Raw genomic sequence first — 26,480 nt, forward strand, 5'->3', positions numbered from 1 at the left:
CCGCGCTGTTCGTAGTCGAGTTGAGACGCCGCCTACGGGGGGCGGCTGTGACAACCACAGGAGATGCCGCCCGATGTCGCACCCACAGGCCAAGATCCACCGGATGTCCGAGCTCGTCGAGCCGATCGCCACCGTCACCTTCTCCGAGGTGCCGAACGAGGCGTTCCTGGCCCTGGGCATGCGCGACTACTGGGACGGGTACTTCGCCGGCCGGGCCGCGCCGCTGGGGCAGGCGCCGGCCGAGGTGGTGCACGCGGTCTTCTACAACTTCGCCGACGGCGAGGTGGCGCGGCACATCCCGTGGGTCTGGGGGAAAATCACCCCGCAGGAGGCCATCGCCGTGCGCGAGCGGGGCACCGCCGCCGCGCTGCGGCAGCTGCTCGGACCGCTCGTCGGCTCCCCCGGTCTGGTGCGGGCCGCCGACCTCGCCACCCGGGCAGCGGTCAGCGCGCCGACCGAGGGCCGAGCACTGTACGCCGGCCTCCGGACGCTCGACGTCCCCGAGGATCCGGTGGCCAGGCTCTGGCATGCGGCGACACTGCTGCGCGAGCACCGCGGGGACGGCCACAACGCCGCCCTCCTCGCCCACGGCATCGGCGGCACCCAAGCCCACGTCCTCATGGCCCTCTCCCTCGGCATGAAGGCCGAGGAGTTCGGCCGGGTCCACCACCTGCCCAGGGCGCGACTGGCCACCGTCGTCGACGGCCTACGCGGCCGCGGCCTCGTGAACGCCGACGGCGGGTTCACCGACGCCGGCCGGGAGGTCAAGGAGCGGATCGAGACCCTCACCGACGAACTGGCGGCACCACCGTACGACGTGCTCAGCGCGGACGAACTCGACGAGCTGACTGCGGGACTCGAGCCGATCGCCGCCGCGGCACGGGGCCACGACGACTGAGCGGGGCAAATGCAGGAGACGCCACCACCCCCGGACCCGCCACTCGTCGTCGTGGTGAACCCGGCCGGCGCCGCGCCGCCAACGCTGACCGGCGGCGTGGTGAGGGCGCGTCCCGCGGTCTACGCCCGGTCGGTCAACGCGGGTTTCTGGCTCGCGGACGCTGAACCGCTCCACGGGTGGAAATTGCCCGCTCAGCGGCGCCGGTCCGGGTGGGTGTCGATGCGGACGGGCAGCGTACTGACGCTGTTGGTGAACAGGGAGCGGGCGTTCCGGAGCTCACTGTCCGGGACGGCGAGCTGCATCTCGGGGTGGCGGCCGAACAGTTCGCACAGCGCGATGCGGGCTTCGAGACGGGCGAGAGGCGCGCCCAGGCAGTAATGGCTGCCGGAACCGAAGGCGACCTGCTGGGTGTTGGTACGGGAGATGTCGAACTTGTCGGCGGTGGGGCCGTGGACGCCGGGGTCGCGGCCGATGCCGGCGTACAGGCTCACCAGGAGCTGCCCGGGCGGGATGCTGGTGCCGCCGATGGCGATCGTGTCGGTGGTGTAGCCGGCCACCAGGTAGTTGATCACACCGTCCCACCGCAGGGTCTCCTCCACGACGGCGCTCCAGCCGGCGGGCGGGAGCGCCCTGGCGCGGGCGAGCTGGTCAGGGTGGGTGAGCAGCGCCCGGACCGCATTGGTGATCAGGTTGAGGGTGGTCTCGTGCCCGGCGACCACCAGGGACCACAGTGTGTCGAGCAGCTCCCGGTGAGGCAGGGTGTCGCCGTCGCCGTCGCGTACGGTGATCAGGCTGCTGGTGAGATCGGTGCCGGGTCGGGTGCGGCGGAGTTCGACCAGTTCGTCCAGCAGCTCCAGGCGGCCATGTTCGAGGGCGGCGGCGTCCTCGGCCGTCTTGCCGTCGGTGTTGAGCAGCATGTCGACCAGAGCCCGGAACCGGGGCCGCATCGGTTCGGGGATGCCGAGCAGGTGGCAGATGACGCCCATGGGGATCGCGTAGGCGTAGTGGGCGCGCAGGTCGACGGCGCCGTCCGGGCCGCGGTGGCCGGGCAGGGCGTCCAGTGCGTTTCGCACGACGCGCGTGATGTCGCCGCCCATCCGCTCCACGCGCCTGGCGGTGAACACCGAGCTGATCATCCGCCGCTGATGCTGGTGTTCGGGGTCATCAAGGAAGAACATGCTGGTCAAGCCGATGAACATGCCGGCCAGCGGCCAGTCGGAGGGGACGAGGCCGTCGCGGTGGGCGGCCCAGTGCCGGTGCGCGACCCGGGACACGGCCGGATGCCGGCCGAGCTGGGCGAGCAGGTCCTGCCGGGTGACCATCCAGGCATGCACGGTGTCGGGCAGGCCGGGCAGCACGGTCCGCACGACCGGGCCGGCGGCGCGCAGCCGGGTCATCTCGACGTGCGGGTCGGCGCCGAGGGGGTCGATGGTGACGATCGGAACCGACGGCTGCCGGTCGTTGATAGAGGCGTCGAGCCGTGTCACGGGCTTCCTCCGGTGTGGTGGGACGGACGGCGCCGGCGCGGGGCCGGAGCCCGACCGGCGATCGGTTGGTCGGGGCGGGCGGCGTGCGGGGGCCGCCCGCGGAGCCGCGGGCGGGCTTCACGGCGGTCTCGCCGGGGTGTCGACCCAGGCCGGACGTTCCAGGATGTCGATCACGGCGGCCGACCACGTGAAGCCTGCGCCGACGCTGACGAGCAGGCAGCGGTCCCCGGCGCCGAGCGCGCCGGTCAGCATCAGGTGCTCCAGCCCGGCGATGGGATCTCCGGCGCCGAGGTGCCCGATGCGCCGGCTCCACGGCCAGGTGGTGATCTCCGGCCGGAGGCCGAACCTTCGCAGGTAGCTGCCGTTGAGCCGGTGGAGGCCGAGGTGCGGGAGGACGACCCGGTCGATGTCGGTGAGCCGCGCCCCCGCCAGCGCCAGCGCTTCGGTCAGCACCGCCTCCTGCCCCGCGGATACGCGCGCCGCCACCTGCCGCATCCCGGCGCTGGCGAGGAAGTCGCGCTGGCACGCGTCGAGGTCGACGACGGAGCGCGCGCTCAACGGAGCGGGCCCGAAGGAGTCGTCGCCGCGGTGCATGCCCTCCAACTCCGGGTCGCTGACCGTCACGAGGCTCCGCAGCAGGGCGAACCCTCGCCGCCGGGACAGCGCGAGCGCGGTCCCGCCGTCGGCGTAGACGGTGCCCGGGTCGCTCCGCCACCGGTCGAAGGCCGGTGGTCCGAACTTGTCGCCCGTCGTCACGAGCGCGGCTTCGCGGCCGGGAGCGGCGACCAGGAAGGCGCGCGCCAGCTCGACCGCGGCCATGCCTCCGTTGGACGCCTGGCGTATCTCCACCGCCGGGCAGTCGTTACCCACGGCGACGCGTTGGACGTAGGAGGCCGGAGCCCACACGTCGTGGCCCTGGTAGAAGAAGTTCGCATGCAGGATCAAGGCGATGTCCGCACCGTCGTAGCCCGCCCGGCGCAGCGCGATCCGGGCGGCCCGGCCGGCCATCTCCGGCGCCGCCTCCGCGCCGGCCACGGCGACCGACACCATTCCCGTGCGCCGGACGAGCCTCTCGTCGCAGTGGCCGTCGGCGACGGCCCGCGCGACCGGCAGCAGCGGCGGCAGCCAGGTCGCGCAGGCCGTGATGTAGATGTCCGGCTCGCTCACCGAGCACCCTCTCCACGTCCGTAGGGGATTACCGGAACCGCGGTCTGGGCGGGCCCGGGAGGCCCCGCCTAGGCCGCGACGGCCTCGATGATCGAGTACTCCCCGAGCGTCCGTACCGGGAGCACGGCGCCGATCCGCAGTCCCGCGGCGTTGAGGATCTTCTCGAACTCCTGCCGGGTGCGTTCCTTGCCGGTGAGGGTGCTCAACATGACCAGGTCGAGCGCCCAGCCGAAGTGGGGGGTGCCGGGGTCCGGTAGGACGGGGTCGATGATCAGTACGCGGGCGTCGCCCTTCATCGCCGACCGGCAGTTCCGCAGGATGGCGGTGGCCTGCTCGTCCCCCCAGTTGTGGATGATGTGCTTGAGGATGTAGACGTCCCCGCCGACGGGGACGGCGTCGAAGAAGCTTCCCTCCTCAAGGCGCCAGCGCTCGGCCGTCTGCGGCGTCTCGAGGACGTGCTCGCGCAGCGCGCTCCGGTCGTCCTGGAGAACGCCCTTCAGCCGCCGGTTCCGTTCGAGGATCGCGCGCAGAAGCGAGCCCCGTCCCCCGCCGACGTCGACCACGGTGCCGGTGGCGGGGAAGTCGTAGGCGTCGATCACCTTCTCGATCCCCGTCTCGGAGAGCCCGACCATCGACGCGTGGAAGGTCGAGGCGGCCTCGGGGTCGGTGTCCAGCCATTCGAAGAACGGCTTCCCGTACAGCTGCTCGAAGGCGCTGGAGCCCTCCCGGACCGCGTCGCCGAGATGCCCGGCCGATCTCCACATGTAGTCCTCGGAGAACATGATCACGGCGCTGCGCAGGGACGGGCTCGCGTCGGAGCGCAGGAGGTCGGCCGCCGGCGTCAGGTGGTACAGGCCCTGGCCGTCCTCCCGGAAGATGCCCTGGGAGGCGAGCATGCGCAGGACCCGGCGCAGCGACGCGGCGTCCATGCCGGTCATGTCGGCCAGCTCGGCGGCTGTGCGCGGCCGGTCCAGGTGGTCGGCGACGCCGGCCCTGGCCGCGACGGCGAGCGCCGCGGTCCGGTAGATCCCGACGGTCTGGTCGAGAATGATCGTCGCGGCGGCAATGCTTTCCTGGGCTGTTGTCATTCCGGTCCTCCGTACTCGTCTTCTCGGATCTGCCCTGACTCGTGAGTCGGCCCGCGCCCTACGAGACGGATGTGTCGATGGCGTGCCGCCCCGCCGGCGGACCGCCGGCCGGGGCCTGCCTACGCGCCACGACCAGGCCGTTGCAGGAAGGGGCGTCGAGCGGCCATACTTCCGGCGCCTCGAATCCCGCCTCCCGCAGCCAGGCGCCGTACTCGGCGGCGGTGTAGTTGCGGCCCCGGGTGGTCACGAGCATGTTGAGGCTCATCAGCGCCGCGTCGGCGGGCCCGGCCTTGTCGTCGTCGACGAGGAGCTCGCTGATGATCGCCCGGCCGCCGGGCACCAGCGCCCGGTGGCATGCGCGCAGGAGTCGGCGGCATTCGTCGGACGTCCAGTCGTGCAGGATCATCGAGAGCAGGACGGTGTCGTATCCCGAGGGCAGCTCCTCGACGCGGAAGTCCCCGCCGACCGTGCCGATCCTGTCGCTCAGCCCTTCGGCCTCGATCCTGGCCCGGGCGAGCTCGCACACCGGCGGCAGGTCGTAGATGGTGATCGTCAGCTGCGGGTTCGCGGCGGCGAGCTCGATGGCCCAGGCCCCGGTCCCGCCGCCGACGTCGAGCAGCGTCCGGGCGCTCGACAGGTCGATCCGCCGGGCGGCCGAGGCCGCCGACTGCCGGGACAGGGAGTGCATCGCGTCCTGGAACTGCGACGTCAGCTCCGGGTCGACGATGTCGAAGGGGGTCTCCTCGTGCCTGCCGGACTGCCAGCCCATGGGGCGGTTGGCGCGTATCGCCTCGGTCAGGTTGGCCCAACCGGGGTAGTTGCGCTGGTCGAGATGGGCGATCCAGCCGCCGAAGTAGTACCTCCCGCCCTTGACCAGGTAAGTCTCGGCGAGCGGGCTGTTGCCGTACCGGCCGCCGGCGACTTCGAGCAGCCCGAGCGAGGCCAGGGCGGTCGCCAGCGTTTCCGCGGGACGTTCCTGCACGTCGAGCCGCCGTGCCAGGGCACTGATCGGTTGTGCGCCCGTCTTGTGCAGGAGGTCGAAGAGCCCGAGCTCCTGCGCGCTGACGATGGCCTTGAACGCCCAGTATCCGGTGCAGATCTCCATCAGGTCCTTGACGGAGCCGGGCGGTGTGGTCTCCACGGTCACTGGTCTCCTCTGGTCAGCGACGTCCCGGCCGAGGTCACCGGGCGGGCGCCGCGATGTGCTGGTTGATCATCTCGGTGGCCCGGGTGATGCTGACGTGGAGCAGTTCGCCGAGCAGGGGGTCGGGGAGCTTGACCTTGTAGCGGAGCTCGATCTGCGACATCAGGTCGGCCATCGCGATCGAGTCGTATCCGAAGTCGGCGAGGCTGCGGTCGCCGGTCGTCGCACTGCCGTCGGACGGCGCGGGCGCGCCGCCCCACGGCAGCATGGCGATGAGGTCCTTCTCGTTCAGCCGGACATGCGGGTCCATGGTCGGTGCCCTTTCTTGGCGGACGTTGGAGTACGGGTCAGTCCAGAGCGCTGACCACGAGGGCCGAGTTGTGGCCGCCGTGCCCTCGGGCCAGGACCAGTGCGTTGCTCAGCCGGGTCTCGCGCGGACGGTCGTAGACCATGTCGACGCCCGGCGGCCCCTGCACGCCCCCCGGCCGAGCGGTCGGGGGGACGACCTGGTGACGCAGCGACAGGAGCGCGGTCGCGACGTCGAGGGCGGCTCCGCCCGCCCCCATCTCTCCGGTGAGGGTCTTGGGAGAGGTCACGGGCACCGTGTGGCCGTCGAAGACCTCGGTGACGACCGCCGTCTCGACGTCGTCCAGGCCGGGGCCGGAGCCGCCGGCGAAGACCACGTCGATGTCGGCGGGATCGGCCCCGGCGTCGGCGAGGGCCGCGCGGACCGCGCGTTCCAGTCCCGAGTCGCCCGGCCGCGGCGCCACCGGGTCGAAGGAGGTTCCATAACCCTTGATCTGCCCGTAGGGGGCGGACGGCCGCGGGTGGGCCGTGTCCGGTTCGAGCACGAGAGCGGCGCCGCCCTCCCCGACCGCACTGCTCGTGTCCGGGCTGCGCGCGTCCGCGTCGGCGAGGTACCCGGACGCGACCTCCCGCCCGATCGGATCGAGGAAGGAGTCGAAGCCGCCGGTCATGGCGACGCGGCCGCCCCTGCGGAGGTGGCGGCACGCCTGCGCGACGGCGTCCAGCCCGCCCGCCTGCCCACTCACCAGCGTCCAGGCCGGGCCGTGGGCGTCGTGCCGGATCGACGCCTGGCTGGAGTTGGCGGCGTAGAACCAGGCATAGGACAGGTAGGGCTTGACGTGCCCGGGCCCCAGCGTCCAGAGCTTTCGCAGTTCTTGCCCGACGTAGTCGGTGCCGCCGAAGGCGTTGGCGAACACGGTGCTCCGGCCTTCGGCCGGGACATCGGACAGTTCGAGCTCGGCGTCGGCCAGGGCCCAGTCCGTCCCGGCCAGTGTCATCTGGGTGACCCGGGCGGTCTGGGGCAGCAGATGGGCGGGGATGTGGGCCGCCGGTTCGAAGGGGCTGGCCAGGGCGACCTGCCGTGCGTCGGCGAGTCGGCCGGTGTCGCAGGCCAGAGCCGCTTTCCAGAAGTCGGCGTGGCCGAGACCCGTCGGGCTCAGCACACCGAGGCCAGTGACGACGATCCTCTCCGAGCGCGTCATCGTCGACCTCCGGGGGCGCCCATCAGGATGGCCGTCTGGAGTCCTCCGAACCCGCTCCCGGTGCACAGCGCGATGTCGGTGCGGTGCTCGCGCCCGATCAGGGGCACGTAGTCCAGGTCGCATTTCGGGTCGGGGTCGTACAGGTTGGCCGTGGGGGGGATGAGGTGGTCGCGGATCGCCATGGTGCATGCGATCAGCTCGATCGCGCCCGCCGCGCCGAGCGAGTGGCCGACCGTCGACTTGATCGAGCTGATCGGGACGGTGAAGGCCCGCGGTCCCAGCGCCTGCTTCAGCGCCGCCGTCTCGTGCTCGTCGTTGTGCCCGGTCGCGGTGCCGTGGGCGTTGACGTAGTCGACCTCGCCCGCCCGCACCCTGGCGATGCGCAGCGCTGCCCGGATCGCTTCGGCCAGGTCGGACCCCCGCGCCTCAAGCCCCGTCATGTGGTGGGCGTTGGCGCGGTGGCCGCAGCCGAGCATCTCGGCCAGGGCCTTCGCACCCCGGTCCCGGGCGCTGCCGGCCTCCTCCAGGACCAGGACGCCCGCGGCCTCGGCCACCACCATGCCGTCGCGGTTGCGGTCGAACGGGCGGCACGCCTCCGCCGGGTCGCCGTCGTGGGCGGAGGTGGCCCGGATGGCGTCCATCGAGGAGACCGCGACCGGCGTCAGGGGCGCCTCGGCGCCTCCGGCGATCACGACGTCGGCCTGCCCGTCCTCGATCAGCTGGACCCCGTGGGAGACCGCGTCCAGCCCGGAGGTGCAGCCGTTGCTCACCACGCGCACCGGTCCGCGCGCCCCCACCTGCTGGGCGACCACCTGTGCGATCACGCTCGGCTCCGCCTCGGACAGCGGCCGTCCCCTGCCGCCGGGGCCCCCGAGGGCCATGGCGAACCGGTTGGTGGTGTTGCACGCGGTCCAGTGGTCGAAGGAGCTGACCCGGCCCAGCGCGCTGCCCATCGAGACCCCGATCCGGTCCCGGGGGATCCGGTCCAGGTCGAGTCCGCTGTGGGCGATCGCCTGCCGCGCCGCGACGTGAGCGAACTGGCCCGCGCGGTCCAGCCGTCGGGCCTCGTCCGGGCCGATGCCGTGCTCCTGCGGATCGAAGTCGCATTCTCCGGCGACTTTGGAACGAAACTCTGTCGGGTCGAAGAAGGTGATCTTTCGAATGGCCGAGTCGCCATGGATGACCAGGTCCCAGAACGGTTTTATGCCGATCCCCGCCGGCGTCACCGCCCCCAGTCCCGTAACGACCACGCGGCGGGGCCGCTCCCCGGTCATGGGAGCCTTCCGAAATGTAGATGACGACGCACGATCTCCCCCACTATCTGGATGAGTCGGCAATCCTGTTGCCGTTGTCGCGCTTGCAACGATGAGCACGCTAGCATCGCGAATAGTTGCTTTGGCGACACAAAATGTTATTGGATTTTTCAGGACATCGTATCTTGTGATGGTTTGAAGCGAATATCGCCGCACAAGTCATGGCGCCCGGTCGACAAAGGGCGCCAGGACTGGAAAATGCAAGGATAAAAGAAAAATGCCCCACGTCAGGCGCGATGCCGCTCCGAATCATGGACGAATTCGCGGACATGCCGGAGTCTGTTCAGTCGGCAACCATCGGTCCGGCCACGTGATACCAGAACTCAGCGCAGGAGCATCGCCGGTTCGGTGGTGTTGCCGGACGAATGTCAGGGCATCCCGGAACGATCCCCGGCCCTGAGGCGCCCTGTGAGCGGCCGCGTCACCGCGTCATCGTTCTTCGCGCATTTCGATCAGCTGCCGGCTGAGCGTCTGCACCTGCAAGGCCAGTTCACGCAGGAACCGCCGGTGATGCCTGTCCCGTTTCTTGCTGCCCTTTTTGCCGTGCCACCTGTGGGGCGTGGTGGCAGGGAAAAGCACCGAATGAGTCTGCCCGGGCTGTTCGTGTCGGCCGCATGCGCAGCCGAGTCTGCAAACGCAGGGGACGGGGCCACCGCTCTGCCTGTCAGCCGCGGCGCAGGCGTTTCGTGCATGGGGGCACACCGCGACGCTCGCGGTCGCGGTGCCATGGCCGGTGCGGGCGGGCTCGCCGGGCAGGCCGGCGGTGACGGTGGCGGTACAGGACAGCGCGCCCGGAGCCGTGGCCGTGGTGCGCAACTGAAGCTCAGCGGTGCTGCCCGCGGGCAGGGCCTCGATCGCCAACCGGCCGGTGGCCGGGTCGAAGGACCGCGCTCCTTCGGCTGACACGAGCTCGAGGTCCGCCGGAAGGCGGACGGAGACGACGACGCTGGTGGCCTGGGCGGGCCCAGGGTTGCTCACCGCCAGATGGAAGGTGATGTCCTCGCCCACGGCGGCGTACGGCGGATCGGCGACGATCGTCACGGTGAGTTCGGCCGCCTCCGCATCGGTCACGGGATCGACGGTCACGTAGGTCGTGTTGGAGGTGGAGGTCAGTTGCTCAACGGCGTCGCCGCGGGCGCCCGCGTAGGTGGCGGTGGCCTGATGGGAGAGCGTCCGACCGGCACCGTCGCGCTCCACCTGGACCGTGAACTGGGCGGTGATGCCGTCCGGCGACTCGACGGTGGAGGGCAGTGTGCCGCCCTGGGCGGCGGTGGCGCCCTGCCCCAGCGGCAGGGTGAGCCGCCCGGTGGTCGAGTCGTACCAGCCGTTGCCGCTGTTCTGGCCGGGCCCCTCTTCGAGTCTCAGGGACCCGGGCACGTAGCTGGTTCCGGCGGGGACGGTGCCGCACAGAATGAGGTTCTCGGCGGGGATGCCACCGTGGTTCTTCAGGTTGACGGTGTAGGTGATGGTGCCGCCGACGGCGGCTCCGGACTCCGGTTCGGCGGCGGTGGTCACCACCACGCTGGGCGCGGTGCCGAACACGACGTCGTCCAGGAAGTTCCCCACGGTGGGGTCGCCGGTGGCGGTCCCGCCGGCCTCGAAGGCGAACCGGGTCACCGTCTGTCCCGCCGGGACCTTGTAGGAGTCGGCGTGCGGCACCCATTCGGCGGTGCCGTCGGTGAATGTCCAGGTCTTGTTCGGCTTCCTGCCAGGTCGACCGATCTTCACCGACATCGTGTCGTCGCCCTCGCGGCCGCGGTGCCGCAGGCTCCAGTACAGCGTGGTCCCTGGCGTGGTCTCGAGATCCTGGTACAGCGCGGCGGGCTCGTTGGCGTTGAGTTCGGCGAACTGCTCTCCGTGCGCCGCGGGCACCCCCTTGCGGCTGTGCCAGATCTCGATCACGCGGTCGGAGGCCGTCGTCAGCCAGCCGGGTACGGAGTCCGCGCCGGGCTCGGAGGCATCATGCAGCATCCGGTTTCCACCGGCGATCTTCGGCTCCTCGAAACTGCCGTTGACCAGGGTGACCCGTGGGGGCACGTCCAGCGGCGTGGGGAACTGGGGGGCCGGCGGCTGATCGGCGGGATCGGCGCCGGTCGCGATCCGGGCGGCGACCGCGGCGGTGTCGGCGATGCGAGGGGACATGTGATCCTTCCACGCGAGCGGGGGGCAACGAGAAGGGCGCTCACCCACAGTAATCAATCCTTGGCGGTGCGCAACCGGGGGTCTGGGGGCGGGCAAAAGATCGAGCCGTCCGCGAGCGGACGCCGGTCTTTACTGTCCGACCAGCCCCTTTGCACCTTGCGAGTCGCGTTCCTCCATGCGAGCCGGCGTGAGCGAGAGGGAAAGGGAATAGGCACGGCTGGTAAGCGGGACATGGCCGCGCAGTCGGCGGGTCACCGCCAGGATCGCCGCGTCGATGACGGCGGCGGGGGCGTAGAGGTCTGTTCCGTGCCACAACGGCGGGTGGCCCGTCCCGGCCGCGACCACGCGCTCCAGAGCGGCGGCGCCCCTCGCCAGGAGGTCCTGGGGGACGCGGTGCGGCGCTGCCAGCAGCGTCTGCAGGGCGTACGCGGTCTCCTCGGCGGTGCCCCTCCAGACTCCCCAGGACCCGTCAGGCCGCTGGGAGCCGCGAACCCACCAGACCGCACGGGCGACCGCGGAGGAGGCGCTGCGGCGACCGAAGCGGCTCAAGGCCGCTGCGGCATGGGACGTGGCGTAGTAGGGGGAGGCGTGGCCCGGATCCTCCCAGCGGCCGCTCAGCTGCTGGCGGCCGCACAGCAGGCGTGTGAGCGCGGAGATGGCGGGCGCGTGGCGCCTGATGTGGGCGGGCCGGGCCGCGGCGTGCGCACCGAACGCCTCGAGCACGTGGGCGTTGGCGACAGGCGACCAGACCGGGTCCCCGGGCCGGCGCTGGAAGTGCGTCGCGGTCTCGAAGTGCCGCAGCACCTCCGCGGGGCACCGCTCGCCCAGCTCGCCGAGCTCGGCGAGGGCGTACAGCGCGGTGCTCACGGTCCCGCAGTCTGCGGTCATCCCACCGACCTGTCGTCGCAACCGCTCCCGCAGGCGTGGCGGCACGGCGGTGCCCAGCCCGGCACGGACCAGCGTGCCCGCCAGTTCCGCCTGCTCGCCGGCGACCGCCGGCCCCAGGCCGGGCACGGGACCGCCGTGCCGGCGTGCCAAACGGTCGAGCGCGCCCACGCACCGCCCGTCGCGTCCTCCGGCCGGCCGGTGTGCGAGCCACGCCGCGGTCGTGGCGGGCGACGCGCCGGTCATCCAGCGGTCGAGGCCGCCGGCGGCCACCTCAGGAGCCGGGTCGGCGGAGCCTTCCCAGATATGGCCCGCCTCGGGAGCGGCGCCCCTCCCGGCGGGACCGACGAAGACACGGTCCCCCGGACCGCGGCGGATGGCCGTCTCCCTAGAGGGACCGGCAGCACGGCATGGCGCTCCAGCGGCCGCGGCACGCTTCCCCGCGAAGCGGGAGGCTCGCATCGGCGCAGCATCCGGTTGATCTCGTCGACCAGGTACGGCACGAGCTGGTCGGCTCCGATCGTGCGCGGCCACGGCCGGCAGCCTCGATCGAGCAGACGCCGCGACGCCGCGAGCCCGCGGTCGGCAGCGGCCGTCAGAAGGTCGGCGGCCTCGGCCCGGCGCTCGGCTCCGATCGGCGAACGGTCCCGAGCACACTCGGCCGCCGCTCTGTCCGCCGCGTTCACCGGACAGGCCACGGGCGCGGCGGCGACCACCTCGTGGCCGCCCCTGCCGAGCGTCCACCAGTTGTACACGGACCTCGCGGCGGCGCCGGCCCGGAACGCCCTATCCAAACCGCCCATGAGCGCCTTTCTGGTCGGACAACAGTGTGTGACCCGTCGCATTGTCCGTAAATAAGAGCTAAAACGCACCATATGAGACGAGGTGAGCTTGTCCAAACGCGATCCCGATCGAAGTATGCGGGAAGGTCCCGCGGGGGTGTTGACAGTCGGCGGGCTACCCGATGCATACTCGCATCCGACAAGGCTCCCCCCGGAAAAAGACGCGTCAATCGGCGATCTCCGCGGATTCGGAGCCGGGGCCCGACCACGTGGGAAAGGTGGCGTCGTGGCAAGAAGATCCGTCTTCGACGACATGATAAGACGCTCCGAAAAGGCCGGCAACCGCCACGCCAAGGCCGTGCGGAAGAGTCTCGGCGTGAAGAAAAAGAAGAAGAGCGGAAAGAAGCGCGCCAAGCGCAACGAGCGGGATATCCGCGAGCTCGCCGGTCAGATCAGCGTGCTCAGCCAGCAGATCGCCGACATGAAGAAGTAGCCGGAGCCGAACACTGTGCCGTCGGCCGATCGCGTCGGCGGGTAAGGAGCACGCGTGCCCGCAGGCAGGGCCAGCCGCACCATCAAGATCGCTTCACGAGCGGCCGCCCACGAGGCGACCCGCAGCCTCCAGGCGCGGCTGGCCCGGTCGCAGGTCTCCGCCGACGGCCTGCGCAGGCAGGAGCGGGCGAGGGCGCTGCGGGCGATGCTGGAGGACCTGGGCCCGATCTACATCAAGCTCGGGCAGATACTGGCGACCAGGCCCGACATCATGCCCCAGTACCTGATGGACGAGTTCGCCAACCTCAACGACCAGGCACGCATCGACCCCTTCCGGGTCTTCGAACCCGTCATCGAAGCCGAACTGGGCGGACACTGGCGCTCCAACTTCCAGGAGATCAACACCGAACGGCCGCTGGGCGCCGCCTCCGTCGCCCAGGTCTACCGCGCCGTCTGGACCGACGGTCGACCCTGCGTGCTGAAAGTGCAGCGCCCCGGAACCTCCGCGGCCATGCTGGGCGACATGGCCGTGCTGCGAAGGATCGCCGGTCTCCTGCACCGGACGGCCCCGCACATGTGCGAGGTCATCGACGTCAAGTCGATGATGGAAGTGGTGTTCACCGCCATGGAGGCCGAGGTGGACTTCACGCGCGAGGCCCGCAACATGAAGGACGCGCGCAAGGCCGCGCGGCATTTCAAGCAGGTCAAGGTCCCCAAGGTCATCGAGGCGACGCCCCGCGTGCTGGTCCAGACCTTCGTCGATGGCACGCCGATCAACCGGGTGAAGGACGACCAGCTGTCGGACAAGCAGCGCAAGAAGATCGCTTACCAGTTGATGGGATTCATGTTCCGCGGCTACTTCGTCGACCGCGCCTTCCACGCCGACCCCCACCCGGGGAACATCCTCATCGACCAGGACGGGAAGGCGCACGTGATCGACTGGGGGATGTACGGAAAGATCGACAGAAACGCGAGCCTGACCCTGCTCAAGGGCCTGGTCGGGATGGCACGCGGCGACGGGGCGGCCCTGGCGAGAGACTGGATCAAACTGGGCTCGCTCACGCCTTGGAGCAACAGCACCCGTTTCGCCAACGACGTGTCGAACACCATTCCCTACTGGGCGAACGCCTCCCTGGAGGAGTTGAACCTCGGAGTCGCCCTGATGTCGCTTGCCCGCTACTCCACCGAACGCGGAATCCAGGTCAGCCCGCTCGTCTCTCTGATCGGCAAGTCGATGGGGAACATCGAAGGATCAGTGCGTTCCATCTACCCCAAATTGAAGTTCGACAAAGCATTGGGCAAGGTGATGGAGGAAATCGCCCGCGAGCTCCTGGCGGACAGCCTCGGCCCGGAGAACGGGATGCACATGCTTTTGGATTCGATCTACTCGTTCAACAACTCGTCCTCCCAGATGCAGTCCGTCCTCGGCGACATGACGACCGGCCAGCTCGGTATCAACGTCCGGACCAACCAGGCGGACCCGCTCGGTCCGAGGCGGGGGCAGCGCCTGAAGCACCATGTCTCCCTCGGTTCCACGGCCGCCGCGGCCGCGGCCGAAACGGTCGTCCGCCGGACGCTCGGCGGTTGACCGCTTCGCGATCCCCGCGCCCCCGGCTCCGCCCGATCGGAAGGAAGATCCTGCGACATGCCACCAGCGAACCCGCCGACCGGTTCGGCTAGCAGGCTCCAATGGCTGGTCGACCGGGCGGCGATCGGCGACCTGCTCATCGACTTCGCCCGCGCGCTCGACGACCGGGACTGGCAGGGCTACGCGGCCGACTTCACCGAGGACGGCGTGCTCACCGTCTCACCGCTCATCGCCCAGAGCATCACCCACCGCGGACGCGAGGGCATGGCCGAGTTCGTCGCCGCCAACCTCGGCCGATACGCCGGCACCCACCACCTCAGCACCAACCACGCGATCACACTGGACGGGGATACGGCCGAAGCGCGGTCCTGCTTCTTCGCCGCGCACCTGCTCGACGCGAACGACCCGCGACGACACGCCGATGGGGCCGGATGGCACCAGTGGAAGCTCCGCCGCACCCCCGAAGGCTGGCGCATCGCCCACTTCACCCTGGAGATCCGCTACTTCTCCGGCGAACACCTCCTGCTCTAGCCTGGGACGAGCGGAAGCCGGGTCCAGGACCTTCCCGGATCCGGCTTCCACCGACGTTCAGTGCCGGGTCATGAGCCGAGGGAGAAGTTGCTGACCTTGGCGGCGTTGTCCTTGTTGACCAGGACGCAGTCGACGGACTGCTTCTCCGGCTGGCCGGTCGAGCCGGTCTTGATGTACTTGTCGGCCTGGTCGACGGCCATCTGGGAGATCTTCGCGGCGGGCTGCAGGACGGTGGCCCGCACGCCGCCCTTGAGGACGGACGAGACCACGTCGGGGCTGCCGTCGAAGCCGGTGACGATCACGTCGGTCTTCTTGGCGGCCTGCAGGGCGGCCCAGGCGCCCAGCGCCATCGTGTCGTTGCCCGCGATGATGCCCTTGACCTTGGGGTGGGCCTGCAGCATGGTCTGGACCTTCTGCAGCGCCTCGGTCTGGTCCCAGTTGGCGCTCTGCTGGGCGACCATCTTCATCTTGGGGAACTGGTCCAGGACGGAGTGGTAGCCCTTGGAGCGGACGCCGGCGTTGGTGTCGGTCTCCTTGCCGGTGAGCTCGAAGTACTCGCCGGACTGGTCCATCGCCTTGGCGAACTCCTGCCCGCCGAGCGTGGCGCCCTGGGAGTTGTTGGAGACGATCTGGGCCTTCGCGATGCCGGTCTGGTTGATCTCGCGGTCGATCAGGAAGCTGGGGATGCCCGCCTTCGCGGCCTTCTGCAGGGCGGTGACGGTGGAGTCGGCGCCCGCGTTGTCGAGGATGATGGCCGCCGCCTTCCGGGAGATGGCGGTGTCGATCTCCTGGCTCTGCTTGGTCGGGTCGTCGTCGTGGCTGAGGACGAGCGTGGTGTAGCCGAGCTTCTTGGCCTCGGCGTCGGCCGCCTGCTGCTCGGCCTTGAAGAACACGTTGTCGGGCGAGGGCGTGATGATCACGATCAGCTTGGACCCGCCGTCCTTGCCCGCGGCGGGCTTGGAGTCGTCGCCGCATGCGGTGAGGCTCATCGCGGCGATGGTCACGGCGGTCACTCCGGCAAGGGAACGGCTGAGGAAGCGGTGCATCGTGGACGTCCTTTCGGGCCGTACGGCTCCAGGGGTGGTTTGGAAAGGTCGTGCGGAAAGGCTGTTAGGCGGCCATGCGCGCCTTGACGCGCTCCTGGGTCTGCTCCAGGACGACGGCGAGCACGATGACGGTGCCCTTGACGACGAGCTGCCAGAAGGTCGAGACGCCGACCAGGACGAGCCCGTCGCTCAGGAAGCCGATGACGAAGGCGCCGACGATCGTGCCGACGATGGTGCCCTTGCCGCCCGACAGCGAGGTGCCGCCGAGGACGGCCGCCGCGATGGCGTTGAGCTCGTAGGTCGTCGCCGTGTCGGGGTAGGCGGCGCCCAGTTCGGAGGTGAGGATGAGCCCGGCGAGCGCTGCGCACGCGCCGGAGATGACGTAGACGGCGAGCTTGACGCGGGCGGTGCGGATGCCGGCCAGTTCGGCGGCGCGCTCGTTGCCTCCGACGGCGTAGACGCGGCGGCCGAACGGCGTGCGGGTGGTGACGAGGATCGCCAGCGCCGCCACCACGACCATGATCCAGATGGCGACGGGGACTCCGAGCAGGCTCTGGCCGCCCATGACGTCGAAGCCGGTGTTGTGCCGCGCGGGCGTCCCGGCGAGGTTGGGGAAGGTGCCGCCGTTGCTGCGCAGGTCGGCCAGCCCGCGCGCGGCGTACAGGACGCCGAGGGTGGCGATGAACGGGGCGACGTTGAGTCTGGTGACCAGCAGGCCGTTGACGGCCCCGACGGCGGCTCCGACGAGGATCCCGATCGCGACGACCATGACGGTGGAGAACCAGACCGTGTCGCCGCCGGGCAGCTTCAGGCCCTCGTAGAGCAGTCCCCCGGAGATCATTCCGGCGAGGCCGGCGATGGATCCGACCGACAGGTCGATGCCGCCGGTGAGGATGACGAAGGTGACGCCGATGGCCAGCAGCGCGGTGATGGACACGTGCTTGCTCATCAGCAGCAGGTTGCTCGTGGTCAGGTAGTCGCGGGAGATCAGACTGAACATGATCACGAGGGCGACCAGGACGATGAGCGTCCTGCCCTGCAGGAGGGCCAGCGCCAGCCGGGTCCCGCGGCCTCCCCCGCCGGCCGGGGCGCCCGGCCCGGCGGCCACGCTGCCCTGGACGTCGCTTCCGGTGCTGGTGCTCATGGGCTCACCTTCATGACGGTCGTTGATGCGGACGCGTTGACGAGGCGTTCCTCGGTCGCCTCGGCGCGCGGCAGGTCGGCGGTGATGCGCCCGCGTGCCATGACGAGGATCCGGTCGGACATGCCCATCACCTCCGCCAGTTCCGAGCTGACGAACAGGACGCCGAGCCCCTGGTCCGCCAGGTCGCTCATGACGCGGAAGATCTCGGTCTTGGCGCCGATGTCGATGCCGCGGGTCGGCTCGTCCAGCAGCAGGACCTTGGGGCCCGTCCGCAGCGCGCGGCCGAGGACCACCTTCTGCTGGTTGCCGCCGCTGAGCTGGGTGACCTGGGCGTCGACTCCCGGCACCTTGATCTGCAGGTCCGCGACCTGCCCGGCGGCCGCACGGCGTTCGCGCACCGGCGACAGCAGCCGGTATCTGGTGAGCGTCCTCAATGTGGAGAGCAGGAGGTTCGCGCGGACCGACAGCGCCTGGACGAGCCCGTCGCGCTGGCGGTCCTCGGGGACGAGCGCCAGGCCCAGCGCCAGCCGGCCCGGGACGCGCCTGTCGTCGGCCCGCCGCCCGGCCACGCTGATCGTCCCGGTGTGGTGCCGCAGGCCGATCAGGGCTTCCATCAACTCGGTGCGCCCCGCCCCCATGAGCCCGTAGATCCCGACGATCTCCCCGGCCCGGACGTGGAAGCCCACGTCGTCGACCGGCGGCGCCGGCTTGCCGGGCACCGTGAGGTGCTCGACGTCGAGCAGCACGTCCCCGGTCTGGCCCGCCGAGCGGGTGAAGAGGCTGTCCTGCGAGCGGCCGACCATCTGCTGGACGATCCAGCCCGTGTCGGTCCGGCTCATCGGCGCCTCGGCCACCACCGCCCCTTCGCGGAGCACGGTGACGTGGTCGCCGATCCGGCGGAACTCCTCCAGCTTGTGGGAGATGTAGATGACGGTGACGTTCTGCGCCCTCAGGTCGTCCATCACCTCGAACAGCACGTCGACCTCGGCGTTGCTCAGCGCGGAGGTCGGCTCGTCCATGATCAGGATCCGGACGTCCTGGGACAGCACCCGCGCGATCTCGACGAGCTGCTGCGTGCCGATCGGCAGGTCCCCGACCAGGGTGTCGGGGTCGATGTCCTGCCGCAGCCGATTGAGTGCGGCCTTGGCCTGGCGGCGCTGCTCGGCGACGCCCGTCAGGTGCGCACGGTTGTGGAGTTCACGCCCGGCGAAGATGTTGTCGGTGATGCTGAGGTTGGGGAACAGGCTGAGTTCCTGGTGGATGATCCCGATCCCGTGCTCGAGCGCGGCGCGGGGCGTGGGGAACTCCACCGCCTCGCCGTCGAGCAGGATCCGGCCGCCGGTCGGCTGCTCCGCCCCGCTGAGGATCTTCATCAGCGTCGACTTGCCCGCGCCGTTCTCCCCCACCAGCACGTTCACCGCCCCGGTACGGGCCCGGAAGGTGACGCCGCGCAGCGCTCGCACGCCGCCGTAGCTCTTGGTGACGTCCTCGGCCACCAGGACCGGGGGTGCGGCAGCCGGGTCGTCCGGGGCCTTCGGCCGGGGTTCGGCCGGAGGGGTCGGCTCCGTCACGGGGCCACCTCCAGCGTGATGGGGGTGATCATGACGCTGGAGGGGGCCACGAGCTGGAAAGCCCCCGTGAAGGTGACCTTCTTGCCCTTGGCCGAGGCCGGGTCCAGGTCGCGGACGACGGTCGTCTTGACCTTGTTGTTGAGCGCGGCGGCCGCGTCGGCGTAGTCGATCTGGTTGTTGAACTGGCCGAAGCCGATGAAGCCGACGGAGTCGCGGACGGCGGTGCCCACGAAGGCGGGTCCGATCGCGAGGTTCACGTCGGTCTTCCCGGCCCCCGGGATGTCGAGTCGCATGCTGCCCACGGCGTTGCCGCTGGTCACGTCCTTGACCGTGCCGGTTCCCCTGACCAGGAACGAGTAGGGCGAACCGGCGCCGGCCTGCTTGCCGTACCGGGCACTGGCCCCCTTCTGGTCAGCGCGCAGGGCGGGCAGCAGGGTCGCGGCGTCCTGGGCGTCCTTCTGCGCGGTCGGCACGACCTTCGAGGCCCAGACCTGCTCGGCGAATGCGGTCGCGTTGAACTTCTCGCCGCCGCCCGGGCCGGAACTCGCATGGCCTGCCTTCTCGACCACGTAGACGCCGGGGACGCCTGAGCAGCCGGCCAGCGAGAGGGCGAGCAGGACGGCCCCGGGAACCAGCAGCCCGCGGGCTCGTCTCCCGTGCCGGGCACTCGCTGCGTGAGCCATGGCACCACCTCGACGTTGAATTTATATTCATGAACTGTTGTCTATGCGGCAAGCTAACGCAGCCCAAATCCGGTGTCAATAACTCCGGGGATCACGACCCGATCTCAGGCGAGCAGGTCAGACGCGACGTCACCGCGGGAGCGGACGCGGCACAGCGACGCCCTGAACCCTCCACGCGGCATTCGAGGTCGCCTCCGGATCACCCGGCGACCACCAGGGGGCGACTAGGCAAACGCACTTGAATGGCTATTCTCTGCCTCGGCACGGTCCTCGCCGCGTCGCCATGGGCGCGATCCGCCCGGTGGAGGCGCGGCCGGGACCGGGCGTCCGGGCCCATCGAGCGCCGCGACCGCGGGGACTGCGGCGGCGCCGGTCGGCCGAGGGTGTGGACAGAGAGGCGCCGAGCATCATGAACAGTCCCGGGGCGCTGCCCCTGAGCGACATCCCGCCGGACCAGATCCGGCTGCTGACCAAGGTCGCGCGGATGTACCACGAGCGCGGGATGCGCCAGCCGCAGATCGCCGAGCAGCTGCACATCTCCCAGCCCCGGGTGTCGCGGCTTCTCAAGCGGGCGGCCCAGCTCGGCATCGTCCGAACGACGGTCGTCACCCCCCGCGGCGTCCACGCCGATGTCGAGGAGCGGCTCGAACAGGGCTACGGGCTCAGCGAGGTCGTCGTCGTGGACACAGGCGACCAGGCGGACGAGCCGCACGTGCTGCCCGCGCTCGGTTCGGCCGCGGCCGCGTACCTGGAGACCACCCTGATGGGCGGCGAGCGCATCGGGGTGTCCTCCTGGAGCTCGACGCTGCTGGCGGCGGTGGAGTCGATGAGCCCCCGTCCGGCGGCGGACGCGGGCAGGGTGGTCCAGATGCTCGGCGGGGTGGGCAACGTCACCGCGCAGGCGCGGGCCACCCGGATCACCGGGCGGCTGGCCCAGCTGACCGGTGCGGATCCGGTGTTCCTGCCCGCCCCGGGCCTGCTGGGGTCCGGATCCATGCGGCAGGTGATCGTCACCGATCCCAACATCGAGTCGGCGCTGGCGGCCTGCGACGACCTCACCATGGCCCTGGTGGGCGTCGGGAGCCTCACTCCTTCGCCGCTGCTGCGCGACAGCGGCAACGCCTTCGCCGAGAGCGAGCTGCCCGAGCTCCGCGCGGCCGGCGCCGTCGGCGACGTCTGCCTGCGGTTCTTCGACGAGCACGGCAGGCACCTGCGGACGAGCCTCGACGAGCGGATCCTCGGGATCGCCCCCGGCACACTGCGCCGGGTGCCGCGCCGGATCGGCCTGGCGGGCGGGGAACGCAAGCGCACCGCGATCAGGGCCGCCCTCCTGGGCGGCTGGGTCAACGTCCTGATCACCGACTACCAGACCGCCCTGTGGCTGGCCGCCGCCATTGACACGCCCGATCAGCCCCCCATACGGTATTGCTAATCGCTTACGAATAAATATTCCTCCTCATCGAGGAGCAGGTGCCCGAGCTCGCTGAGAGCGCCGGCCCCGGGGCCCGAGAGCGGCTCCACGGGGCTCCCTCCGGCGCGGTGCCTGAACGGGTGGGAAAGGGACCATATGCTGACCACCGACGACCCCCAAGCCGACCACTACCTGCGGCTGCGGCGGCGGCTCGCCGAAGGCAGCGCGGCCGACGCGGCGGCGGCGCTCGCCGACATCGCCCGCGAGGTCCGCCGGACCGACCTCGCCATGATCCGCCGGGCGGGGCTCGGCCACATCGGCAGCGACTTCTCGGTCATCGACATCCTGGTCACGCTCTACGGGGCCGTGCTGTCGGTCGATCCGCGCGCTCCGCTCGCCCCCGACCGGGACCGGCTCATCCTCAGCAAAGGGCACACCGCCGGAGCGCTCTACGCGGTCCTGGCCCAGTTCGGGTTCTTCCCCCGGTCGGCCCTGGAGACCTTCGCCGAACCGCTGTCGCCGCTCAACGGCCATCCCAACCGCACCAAGGTCCCGGGCGTGGAGACCAACACCGGTCCCCTCGGCCACGGCTTCCCGGTCGCGGTCGGCGTGGCGCTGGCGCACAGGCTTCGCGGTTCCCGCAGCCGGACCTTCGTGGTTCTGGGCGACGGCGAACTGCAGGAGGGCAGCAACTGGGAGGCGGCGATGACCGCCGGCCACCACGGGCTGTCGGCCCTCACCGCCGTCGTGGACCGCAACAGGCTCCAGCAGGGCGCCCGCACCGAGGAGACCAAGCAGCTCGAACCGCTGGCCGACAAGTGGCGCAGCTTCGGCTGGGACGTCCGCGAATGCGACGGCCACGACCACGGCCGCCTGCTGGCCGCCTTCACCGGGCCCGCAGGCGACCGGCCGGTCTGCGTCATCGCCCACACCACGAAAGGCAAAGGCGTGTCGTTCATGGAAGACCGCGTCGAATGGCATCACAAGGTCCCCTCGGCGGAGCAGGCCGCCTCGGCGTTCGAGGAGCTCGCGCGATGACCGACACCGTCGCCGCGGCGCCGCTGTTCGACTGCAGGAAGGCCTTCGCCGAGGAGCTCGCCGAACTGGCCGCGGCCGACGAGCGCGTCGTGGTGGTCTGTAACGACTCGGTCGGCTCCAGCAACCTGGTGCGGTTCCGCGAGGAGTTCCCCGACCGGTTGATCAACGTCGGCATCGCCGAGCAGGACCTCGTCGGCGTCGCCGCCGGTCTCGCCAACGGCGGCATGCTGCCCTTCGTCAGCGCGGCCGCGCCGTTCCTGACCGGCCGCGCGCTGGAGCAGATCAAGGCCGACATCGCCTACAGCCGGGCCCGGGTCGTGCTGTGCGGGCAGAGCCCCGGGATGGCGTACGGGGAACTGGGTCCCACGCACCACTCCATCGAGGACCTGTCATGGATCCGGGCGGTCGCCGACCTGCCCGTGATCGTCCCGGCCGACCCCGCCGAGACCCGCGCCGCGCTGCGCTGGGCGGCCGCCCACGAGGGCCCCAGTTTCCTGCGGATCGGCCGGTTCGCCGTCCCCGCCGTGCACCCGGACGCCATCAGCTTCTCACCGGGCTTGTCGCGGCAGCTCGCCGACGGCGACGATCTGACGGTCATCGCCGTGGGGACGATGGTGTCGCGGGCGCTCGACGCGGCCGCGCGGCTGAAGGAGGAGGGGATCGCGGTGCGCGTGATCAACATGGCCTCGATCGAACCGCTCGACGAGGCGGCGGTGCTGCGGGCCGCCGCGCAGACCCGCGGGGTCATCACGGTCGAGGAGGCCACCGTGACCGGCGGACTGGGCGCCGCGGTGTCCGGCCTGCTCAGCCAGCGGCGGCCCACCCCGATGAAGATCCTCGGCGTGCCGCGCACCTTCGCGCCGACCGGGAGCACCGAGTTCCTGCTGACCCACTTCGGCCTCACCGCGGACGGGATCGCCGCCGCGGCCCGGCAGCTGGCCGGCGATGAGCGGCGATGAGGTGATCCTCGCCCTCGACCAGGGGACGAGCTCCACCAAGGCGCTCCTGGTCGACCGGCATGGCCGCGTGCTGGCCCGCGCGTCCCATCCCCTGGGCCGGAGCCATCCCCGTCCGGGCTGGGTCGAGCAGTCTCCGGACGAGATCTGGACCAGCGTGCGGACCGCGACCCGCCGCTGCCTGGACGGGTGCGACCCCGCCCGCGTCACCGCGGTCGGCATCAGCAACCAGCGCGAGTCGATGCTGCTGTGGGACCGCCGCACCGGCGAGCCGGTCACCCCCGTCCTCAGCTGGCAGGACCGGCGCACTGCGGCGCGCTGCGCGGACCTGCTGGCCGCCGGATACGGGGAGAAGGTCTGGGAGGTCACCGGGCTGCCCCTGGACCCGATGTTCTCCGCGACCAAGGGGGCCTGGCTGCTCGACCACGCCGACCCCGACCGGAGCCGCTCCCTGCGCGGCGACCTGTGCCTCGGCACCATCGACTCCTGGCTGCTGAGCCGGTTCGGCGGCGAGCACGTCATCGAGATCGGCAACGCGGCGCGCACGCAGCTGCTCGACGTCCGCACCGGCCGGTGGGACCAGCGGCTGCTGGAGCTCTTCGGCATCCCGCCGGAAGTGCTGCCCCGCGTCGTCGCGTCCACCGGACCGTTCCCCTCCGTCCGCGGCCTGCCGCCCCTGCCGGACGGCGTCCCGGTGGCCGCCGTCCTCGGCGACTCCCACGCCGCCCTGTTCGCCCACGCCGGCTGGCTGCCCGGCCGGGTCAAGGCGACCTACGGCACCGGCTCGTCGGTGATGGCGCTGCACTCCGACACCACCGCCGTCGGCGCCGGGCTGTGCCTCACCATCGCCTGGTCCGCCGGCCCCGGCTCCGGTCCCGGCGAGGACAGCATCGCGCACGCGGTGGAGGGCAACATCCTCTCCAGCGGGGCCACGCTGCGGTGGCTGGCCGACACCGTCGGCCGCACGCCCGCGGAACTCGCCGATCTCGCCGACGGGGCGAGCAGCGACGGCGTGCATCTCGTCCCCGCGTTCGGCGGCCTGGCCGCCCCCTGGTGGGACTCCACCGCCCAGGCCGCGCTGGTCGGCATGACGCTGGCAACCGGGCTCCCCCAGCTCGCCCGCGCCGCCCTGGAGTCGACCGCGTTCCAGGTCGAGGACGTCGTCGACGCGGTCGGCCAGCACGAGACCCTCCTGGCCGACGGCGGCGCCGCCGCCAATGCGTCCCTCATGCAGATCCAGGCCGACATCGGCGGACGGCAGGTCCACCAGTCCCTGGTCAGCGACCTCTCGCCGATCGGGGCGGCGCACATGGCCGGTCTCGCCTGCGGCCTGTGGACCCGGGGCCGGCTGGAGGAACTCGACCGACCCGCCCGCGTCTTCTCGCCGCGTACCGGGGCCGCTGATCGCCGGCGCATGCGCTCCGCATGGCACCAGGCGGTGTCCCGCGCACGCGCCACCGCACAGTCGGCGGACGCCGACGTCCCACCCTCAGGAGGCTCTCAATGACGAACCAGCCGAAGTCCGAACCCCTCTACGGCGCCGGCCTCTGGCACTTCGGGCAGTTCCGCGACCGCTACGCCACCGACGGCTACGGGCCGCCCGTCTCCACCCTGGAGGCCATCGACCGGGCGGGGGACGTCGGAGACCTCTCGGTCGTCGACATCAACTACCCCTTCAACCCCGCCGAGCTGGACATCGCCGCCGTCGAGGACGCGCTCAAGGCCAACGGCCTGCGTGCCATCGCCCTGACCCCGGAGATCTACACGCGGACGTTCTGCCGGGGCGGCTTCACCAACCCCGACCCGGAGATCCGCCGCCAGGCCATCGAGCTGGTCAGCGACGCTGCCGACCTCACCCGCCGGCTCGGCGGCGACTACGTGAAGCTCTGGCCGGGCCAGGACGGCTGGGACTACCCGTTCCAGGCCGACTACAAGGCGCTGTGGGCCATGTCGATCGACGCGGTCCGCGAGCTCGCCCAGCGCCACCCCGACCTGCGCTTCGCGATCGAGTACAAGCCCCGCGAACCGCGCAACCGCATGACCTTCTCCTCCGCGGCCCGGACGCTGCTGGCGATCGAGGAGATGGACGTGCCCAACGTCGGGATCCTGCTGGACTTCGGGCACTCGCTGTACGGGCTGGAGTCGCCCGCCGAGGCCGCCCAGATGATCATGGCGCGGGACAGGCTCTACGCCATCGACGTCAACGACAACTTCCGCGGCTGGGACGACGACATGGTCGTCGGCTCCGTCCACCTCGTCGAGACCTTCGAGTTCTTCCACGCCCTCACCCAGGCCGACTGGCAGGGAGTCTGGCAGCTCGACCAGTTCCCCTTCCGGGAGAACGCCGTGGAGGCCGCCCGCGCGGGCATCGAGACGATGCGCACGATCTGGCGCGCCTTGCAGGTCCTCGACACCGAGGCCCTCGCCGAAGCCCAGGCCCGGCAGGACGCCCTCGCCGCCCAGCGGATCGCCAAGCGCGCGCTCCTGAGCGCCCAGACCGAGGAGGCGGAGCGCGGCTACTGACCGGCCGGCTCCTGGGCGAGGCGTCGCGCGACGTCCAGGTCGGTCACCAGGACGTCCACCCAGCCGCCGCGCAGCGCGGCGCGGATCGCCGTGTACTTGCGGGCGCCGCCGGCGATCGCGACCACGCGCGGGATCGAGCGCAGCGTGGCGGCGTCGATGCCCAGGACCCGGTCGTCCAGCTCGGACTTGACGACCTCGCCCTCCTCGTCGAAGAAGCGCAGGCAGATGTCGCCGACCGCGCCGAGCTCGCGCAGCGCGTCCTGCTCGGCGTCGGCGATGGCGTTCCCGCTCTCCACGAGGAGCGGCGAGGGTTCGAGGCTGCCCACGCCGGCGAGCAGCGTCGTCAGGCCGCCGTACGTGGCGAGGACCTCGCTGATGTGCGGGTCGGCCATCAGCACGTCACGGGCCTCCAGCGAGGAGGCCAGGCCGGGGGCGGGCAGGAAGACCGCCTCGGCCCCGGTGAGGATGGCCAGCCGGTCGGCGAGCCGGGTGGCGTAGACCTGCGAGGTGCTGTTGCCGACCCCCCCGATGACCTGGACCACCTGCTCGGCGACCGGGGTCGGCCGGGGGTGCATGGCGTCGACGGTGGCCAGCAGCGTCGAGCTCCACGACGAGATGCCGATGCGGTCGCCGCCGGTCAGCGTCGTCTCCAGGTACACGGCGGCGGCGGCGCCGATGGCCTGCAGCGTGGAGCGTTCGCTGGGCGAGGACTGGCCGGGGTCGGCCACGACCACGTCGCGCAGGCCGAAGCGCTGCTCGATCTGCTCCTCCAGCTCGGCGTGGACGCCGGCCGGGGTGACCACCGTGGTGCGGACGATGCCCAGCTCCGCGGCCTGCTTCAGCAGCCGCGAGACGCGGGGCTGGGAGATGTGCAGCTGCTCGGCTATCCGGGGCTGCCGCATGCCGTGTTCGTGGTACATGCGGGCGACCTTGGTCAGCAGTCGTAGCTGCGTGGTCGCCACACCGCCGATGGCTGGCTCTCGCCTGCGATCGCTGGGCACGAGACTCCTCTGCGAACCGGGGGCGGGGCGCCGGACAACACCCGCGATCTCATGCTAGCTGAATGTCCATTCACACCTGAGT

General features: G+C 71.1%; 23 protein-coding genes. 9 read left to right on the top strand and 14 right to left on the bottom strand.

All coding sequences use genetic code 11. From position 1 onward, the window contains the following. Positions 1–73 precede the first annotated feature (73 nt). On the top strand, positions 74–898 hold the full coding sequence (locus ABWI07_RS19740) for a MarR family winged helix-turn-helix transcriptional regulator (protein WP_353819409.1): 825 nt from the start codon (positions 74–76) through the stop codon (positions 896–898). Positions 899–1,089: 191 nt separating this feature from the next. Here the strand turns inward: ABWI07_RS19740 and ABWI07_RS19745 are convergent, their stop codons facing one another. The 9 genes from ABWI07_RS19745 to ABWI07_RS19785 all read right to left on the bottom strand — a co-directional run bounded on the left by ABWI07_RS19745 (position 1,090) and on the right by ABWI07_RS19785 (position 11,905). Beyond that, positions 1,090–2,385, bottom strand: coding sequence for a cytochrome P450 family protein (locus ABWI07_RS19745; RefSeq protein WP_353819410.1), 1,296 nt, complete (start codon positions 2,383–2,385; stop codon positions 1,090–1,092). A 117-nt stretch (positions 2,386–2,502) separates the two neighbouring features. Continuing rightward, positions 2,503–3,552, bottom strand: a complete 1,050-nt coding sequence (locus ABWI07_RS19750; protein ID WP_353819411.1) for a ketoacyl-ACP synthase III family protein — start codon at positions 3,550–3,552, stop codon at positions 2,503–2,505. Between the two features lie 68 nt (positions 3,553–3,620). Further along, complete coding sequence (locus ABWI07_RS19755) at positions 3,621–4,640, bottom strand: methyltransferase (RefSeq protein WP_149256855.1); 1,020 nt, start codon at positions 4,638–4,640, stop codon at positions 3,621–3,623. A gap of 58 nt (positions 4,641–4,698) precedes the next feature. Beyond that, on the bottom strand, positions 4,699–5,781 hold the full coding sequence (locus ABWI07_RS19760; protein ID WP_353819412.1) for a methyltransferase: 1,083 nt from the start codon (positions 5,779–5,781) through the stop codon (positions 4,699–4,701). 40 nt (positions 5,782–5,821) lie between these two features. Further along, entirely contained in the window at positions 5,822–6,094 is a 273-nt protein-coding gene (locus ABWI07_RS19765; protein ID WP_353819413.1) for an acyl carrier protein, read from the bottom strand. Between the two features lie 37 nt (positions 6,095–6,131). After that, positions 6,132–7,292: a beta-ketoacyl synthase N-terminal-like domain-containing protein gene (locus tag ABWI07_RS19770; protein ID WP_353819414.1), complete on the bottom strand. Its 1,161-nt coding sequence runs from the start codon at positions 7,290–7,292 to the stop codon at positions 6,132–6,134. After that, positions 7,289–8,566: a beta-ketoacyl-[acyl-carrier-protein] synthase family protein gene (locus ABWI07_RS19775; RefSeq protein WP_353819415.1), complete on the bottom strand. Its 1,278-nt coding sequence runs from the start codon at positions 8,564–8,566 to the stop codon at positions 7,289–7,291. The genes ABWI07_RS19770 and ABWI07_RS19775 overlap by 4 nt, the downstream gene beginning before the upstream one ends. A gap of 468 nt (positions 8,567–9,034) precedes the next feature. Beyond that, entirely contained in the window at positions 9,035–10,795 is a 1,761-nt protein-coding gene (locus tag ABWI07_RS19780) for a hypothetical protein (protein WP_353819416.1), read from the bottom strand. Between the two features lie 81 nt (positions 10,796–10,876). After that, positions 10,877–11,905, bottom strand: coding sequence for a prenyltransferase/squalene oxidase repeat-containing protein (locus ABWI07_RS19785; RefSeq protein ID WP_353819417.1), 1,029 nt, complete (start codon positions 11,903–11,905; stop codon positions 10,877–10,879). A gap of 795 nt (positions 11,906–12,700) precedes the next feature. On the opposite strand from ABWI07_RS19785, the gene ABWI07_RS19790 reads away from it, so the two are divergent. The 3 genes from ABWI07_RS19790 to ABWI07_RS19800 are packed head-to-tail and all read left to right on the top strand — an operon-like array spanning position 12,701 to position 15,025. Further along, positions 12,701–12,907, top strand: a complete 207-nt coding sequence (locus ABWI07_RS19790; protein WP_149256849.1) for a hypothetical protein — start codon at positions 12,701–12,703, stop codon at positions 12,905–12,907. Between the two features lie 54 nt (positions 12,908–12,961). Then, the gene (locus tag ABWI07_RS19795; RefSeq protein WP_353819418.1) at positions 12,962–14,494 is read left to right on the top strand and encodes an ABC1 kinase family protein; all 1,533 of its coding nucleotides are present in this window, start codon (positions 12,962–12,964) and stop codon (positions 14,492–14,494) included. A gap of 57 nt (positions 14,495–14,551) precedes the next feature. Continuing rightward, positions 14,552–15,025: a nuclear transport factor 2 family protein gene (locus ABWI07_RS19800; protein WP_149256847.1), complete on the top strand. Its 474-nt coding sequence runs from the start codon at positions 14,552–14,554 to the stop codon at positions 15,023–15,025. 68 nt (positions 15,026–15,093) lie between these two features. On the opposite strand, the gene ABWI07_RS19805 is transcribed toward ABWI07_RS19800, so the two are convergent. From ABWI07_RS19805 to ABWI07_RS19820, 4 genes are all read right to left on the bottom strand, one after another. After that, positions 15,094–16,038: a D-ribose ABC transporter substrate-binding protein gene (locus tag ABWI07_RS19805; RefSeq protein WP_200841608.1), complete on the bottom strand. Its 945-nt coding sequence runs from the start codon at positions 16,036–16,038 to the stop codon at positions 15,094–15,096. Positions 16,039–16,135: 97 nt separating this feature from the next. Further along, positions 16,136–17,215 carry an ABC transporter permease gene (locus ABWI07_RS19810; RefSeq protein WP_353819419.1) on the bottom strand — a complete coding sequence of 360 codons (1,080 nt, stop codon included), beginning with the start codon at positions 17,213–17,215 and terminating at the stop codon, positions 16,136–16,138. Continuing rightward, complete coding sequence (locus ABWI07_RS19815; protein WP_353819420.1) at positions 17,212–18,786, bottom strand: sugar ABC transporter ATP-binding protein; 1,575 nt, start codon at positions 18,784–18,786, stop codon at positions 17,212–17,214. Before ABWI07_RS19815 ends, ABWI07_RS19810 begins: the two co-directional genes overlap by 4 nt. After that, entirely contained in the window at positions 18,783–19,469 is a 687-nt protein-coding gene (locus ABWI07_RS19820; protein ID WP_353819421.1) for a DUF2291 family protein, read from the bottom strand. The genes ABWI07_RS19815 and ABWI07_RS19820 overlap by 4 nt, the downstream gene beginning before the upstream one ends. A 409-nt stretch (positions 19,470–19,878) precedes the next feature. On the opposite strand from ABWI07_RS19820, the gene ABWI07_RS19825 reads away from it, so the two are divergent. From ABWI07_RS19825 to ABWI07_RS19845, 5 genes are all read left to right on the top strand, one after another. Further along, positions 19,879–20,901: a sugar-binding transcriptional regulator gene (locus ABWI07_RS19825; protein ID WP_353819422.1), complete on the top strand. Its 1,023-nt coding sequence runs from the start codon at positions 19,879–19,881 to the stop codon at positions 20,899–20,901. 135 nt (positions 20,902–21,036) lie between these two features. Beyond that, entirely contained in the window at positions 21,037–21,918 is an 882-nt protein-coding gene (locus ABWI07_RS19830) for a transketolase (protein WP_353819423.1), read from the top strand. Beyond that, positions 21,915–22,877 carry a transketolase family protein gene (locus tag ABWI07_RS19835; protein WP_353819424.1) on the top strand — a complete coding sequence of 321 codons (963 nt, stop codon included), beginning with the start codon at positions 21,915–21,917 and terminating at the stop codon, positions 22,875–22,877. The genes ABWI07_RS19830 and ABWI07_RS19835 overlap by 4 nt, the downstream gene beginning before the upstream one ends. Continuing rightward, entirely contained in the window at positions 22,864–24,381 is a 1,518-nt protein-coding gene (locus ABWI07_RS19840; protein WP_353819425.1) for an FGGY family carbohydrate kinase, read from the top strand. Before ABWI07_RS19835 ends, ABWI07_RS19840 begins: the two co-directional genes overlap by 14 nt. Beyond that, the gene (locus tag ABWI07_RS19845) at positions 24,378–25,397 is read left to right on the top strand and encodes a sugar phosphate isomerase/epimerase family protein (protein ID WP_353819426.1); all 1,020 of its coding nucleotides are present in this window, start codon (positions 24,378–24,380) and stop codon (positions 25,395–25,397) included. Before ABWI07_RS19840 ends, ABWI07_RS19845 begins: the two co-directional genes overlap by 4 nt. Here the strand turns inward: ABWI07_RS19845 and ABWI07_RS19850 are convergent. Continuing rightward, positions 25,391–26,359, bottom strand: coding sequence for a sugar-binding transcriptional regulator (locus tag ABWI07_RS19850; RefSeq protein WP_149256881.1), 969 nt, complete (start codon positions 26,357–26,359; stop codon positions 25,391–25,393). The two genes, ABWI07_RS19845 and ABWI07_RS19850, sit on opposite strands and share 7 nt — an antisense overlap. Positions 26,360–26,480 lie beyond the last annotated feature (121 nt).

The sequence above is a fragment of the Actinomadura sp. NPDC000600 genome, assembly GCF_040492135.1.
In the GTDB taxonomy this organism is placed as follows: Bacteria; Actinomycetota; Actinomycetes; order Streptosporangiales; family Streptosporangiaceae; genus Spirillospora.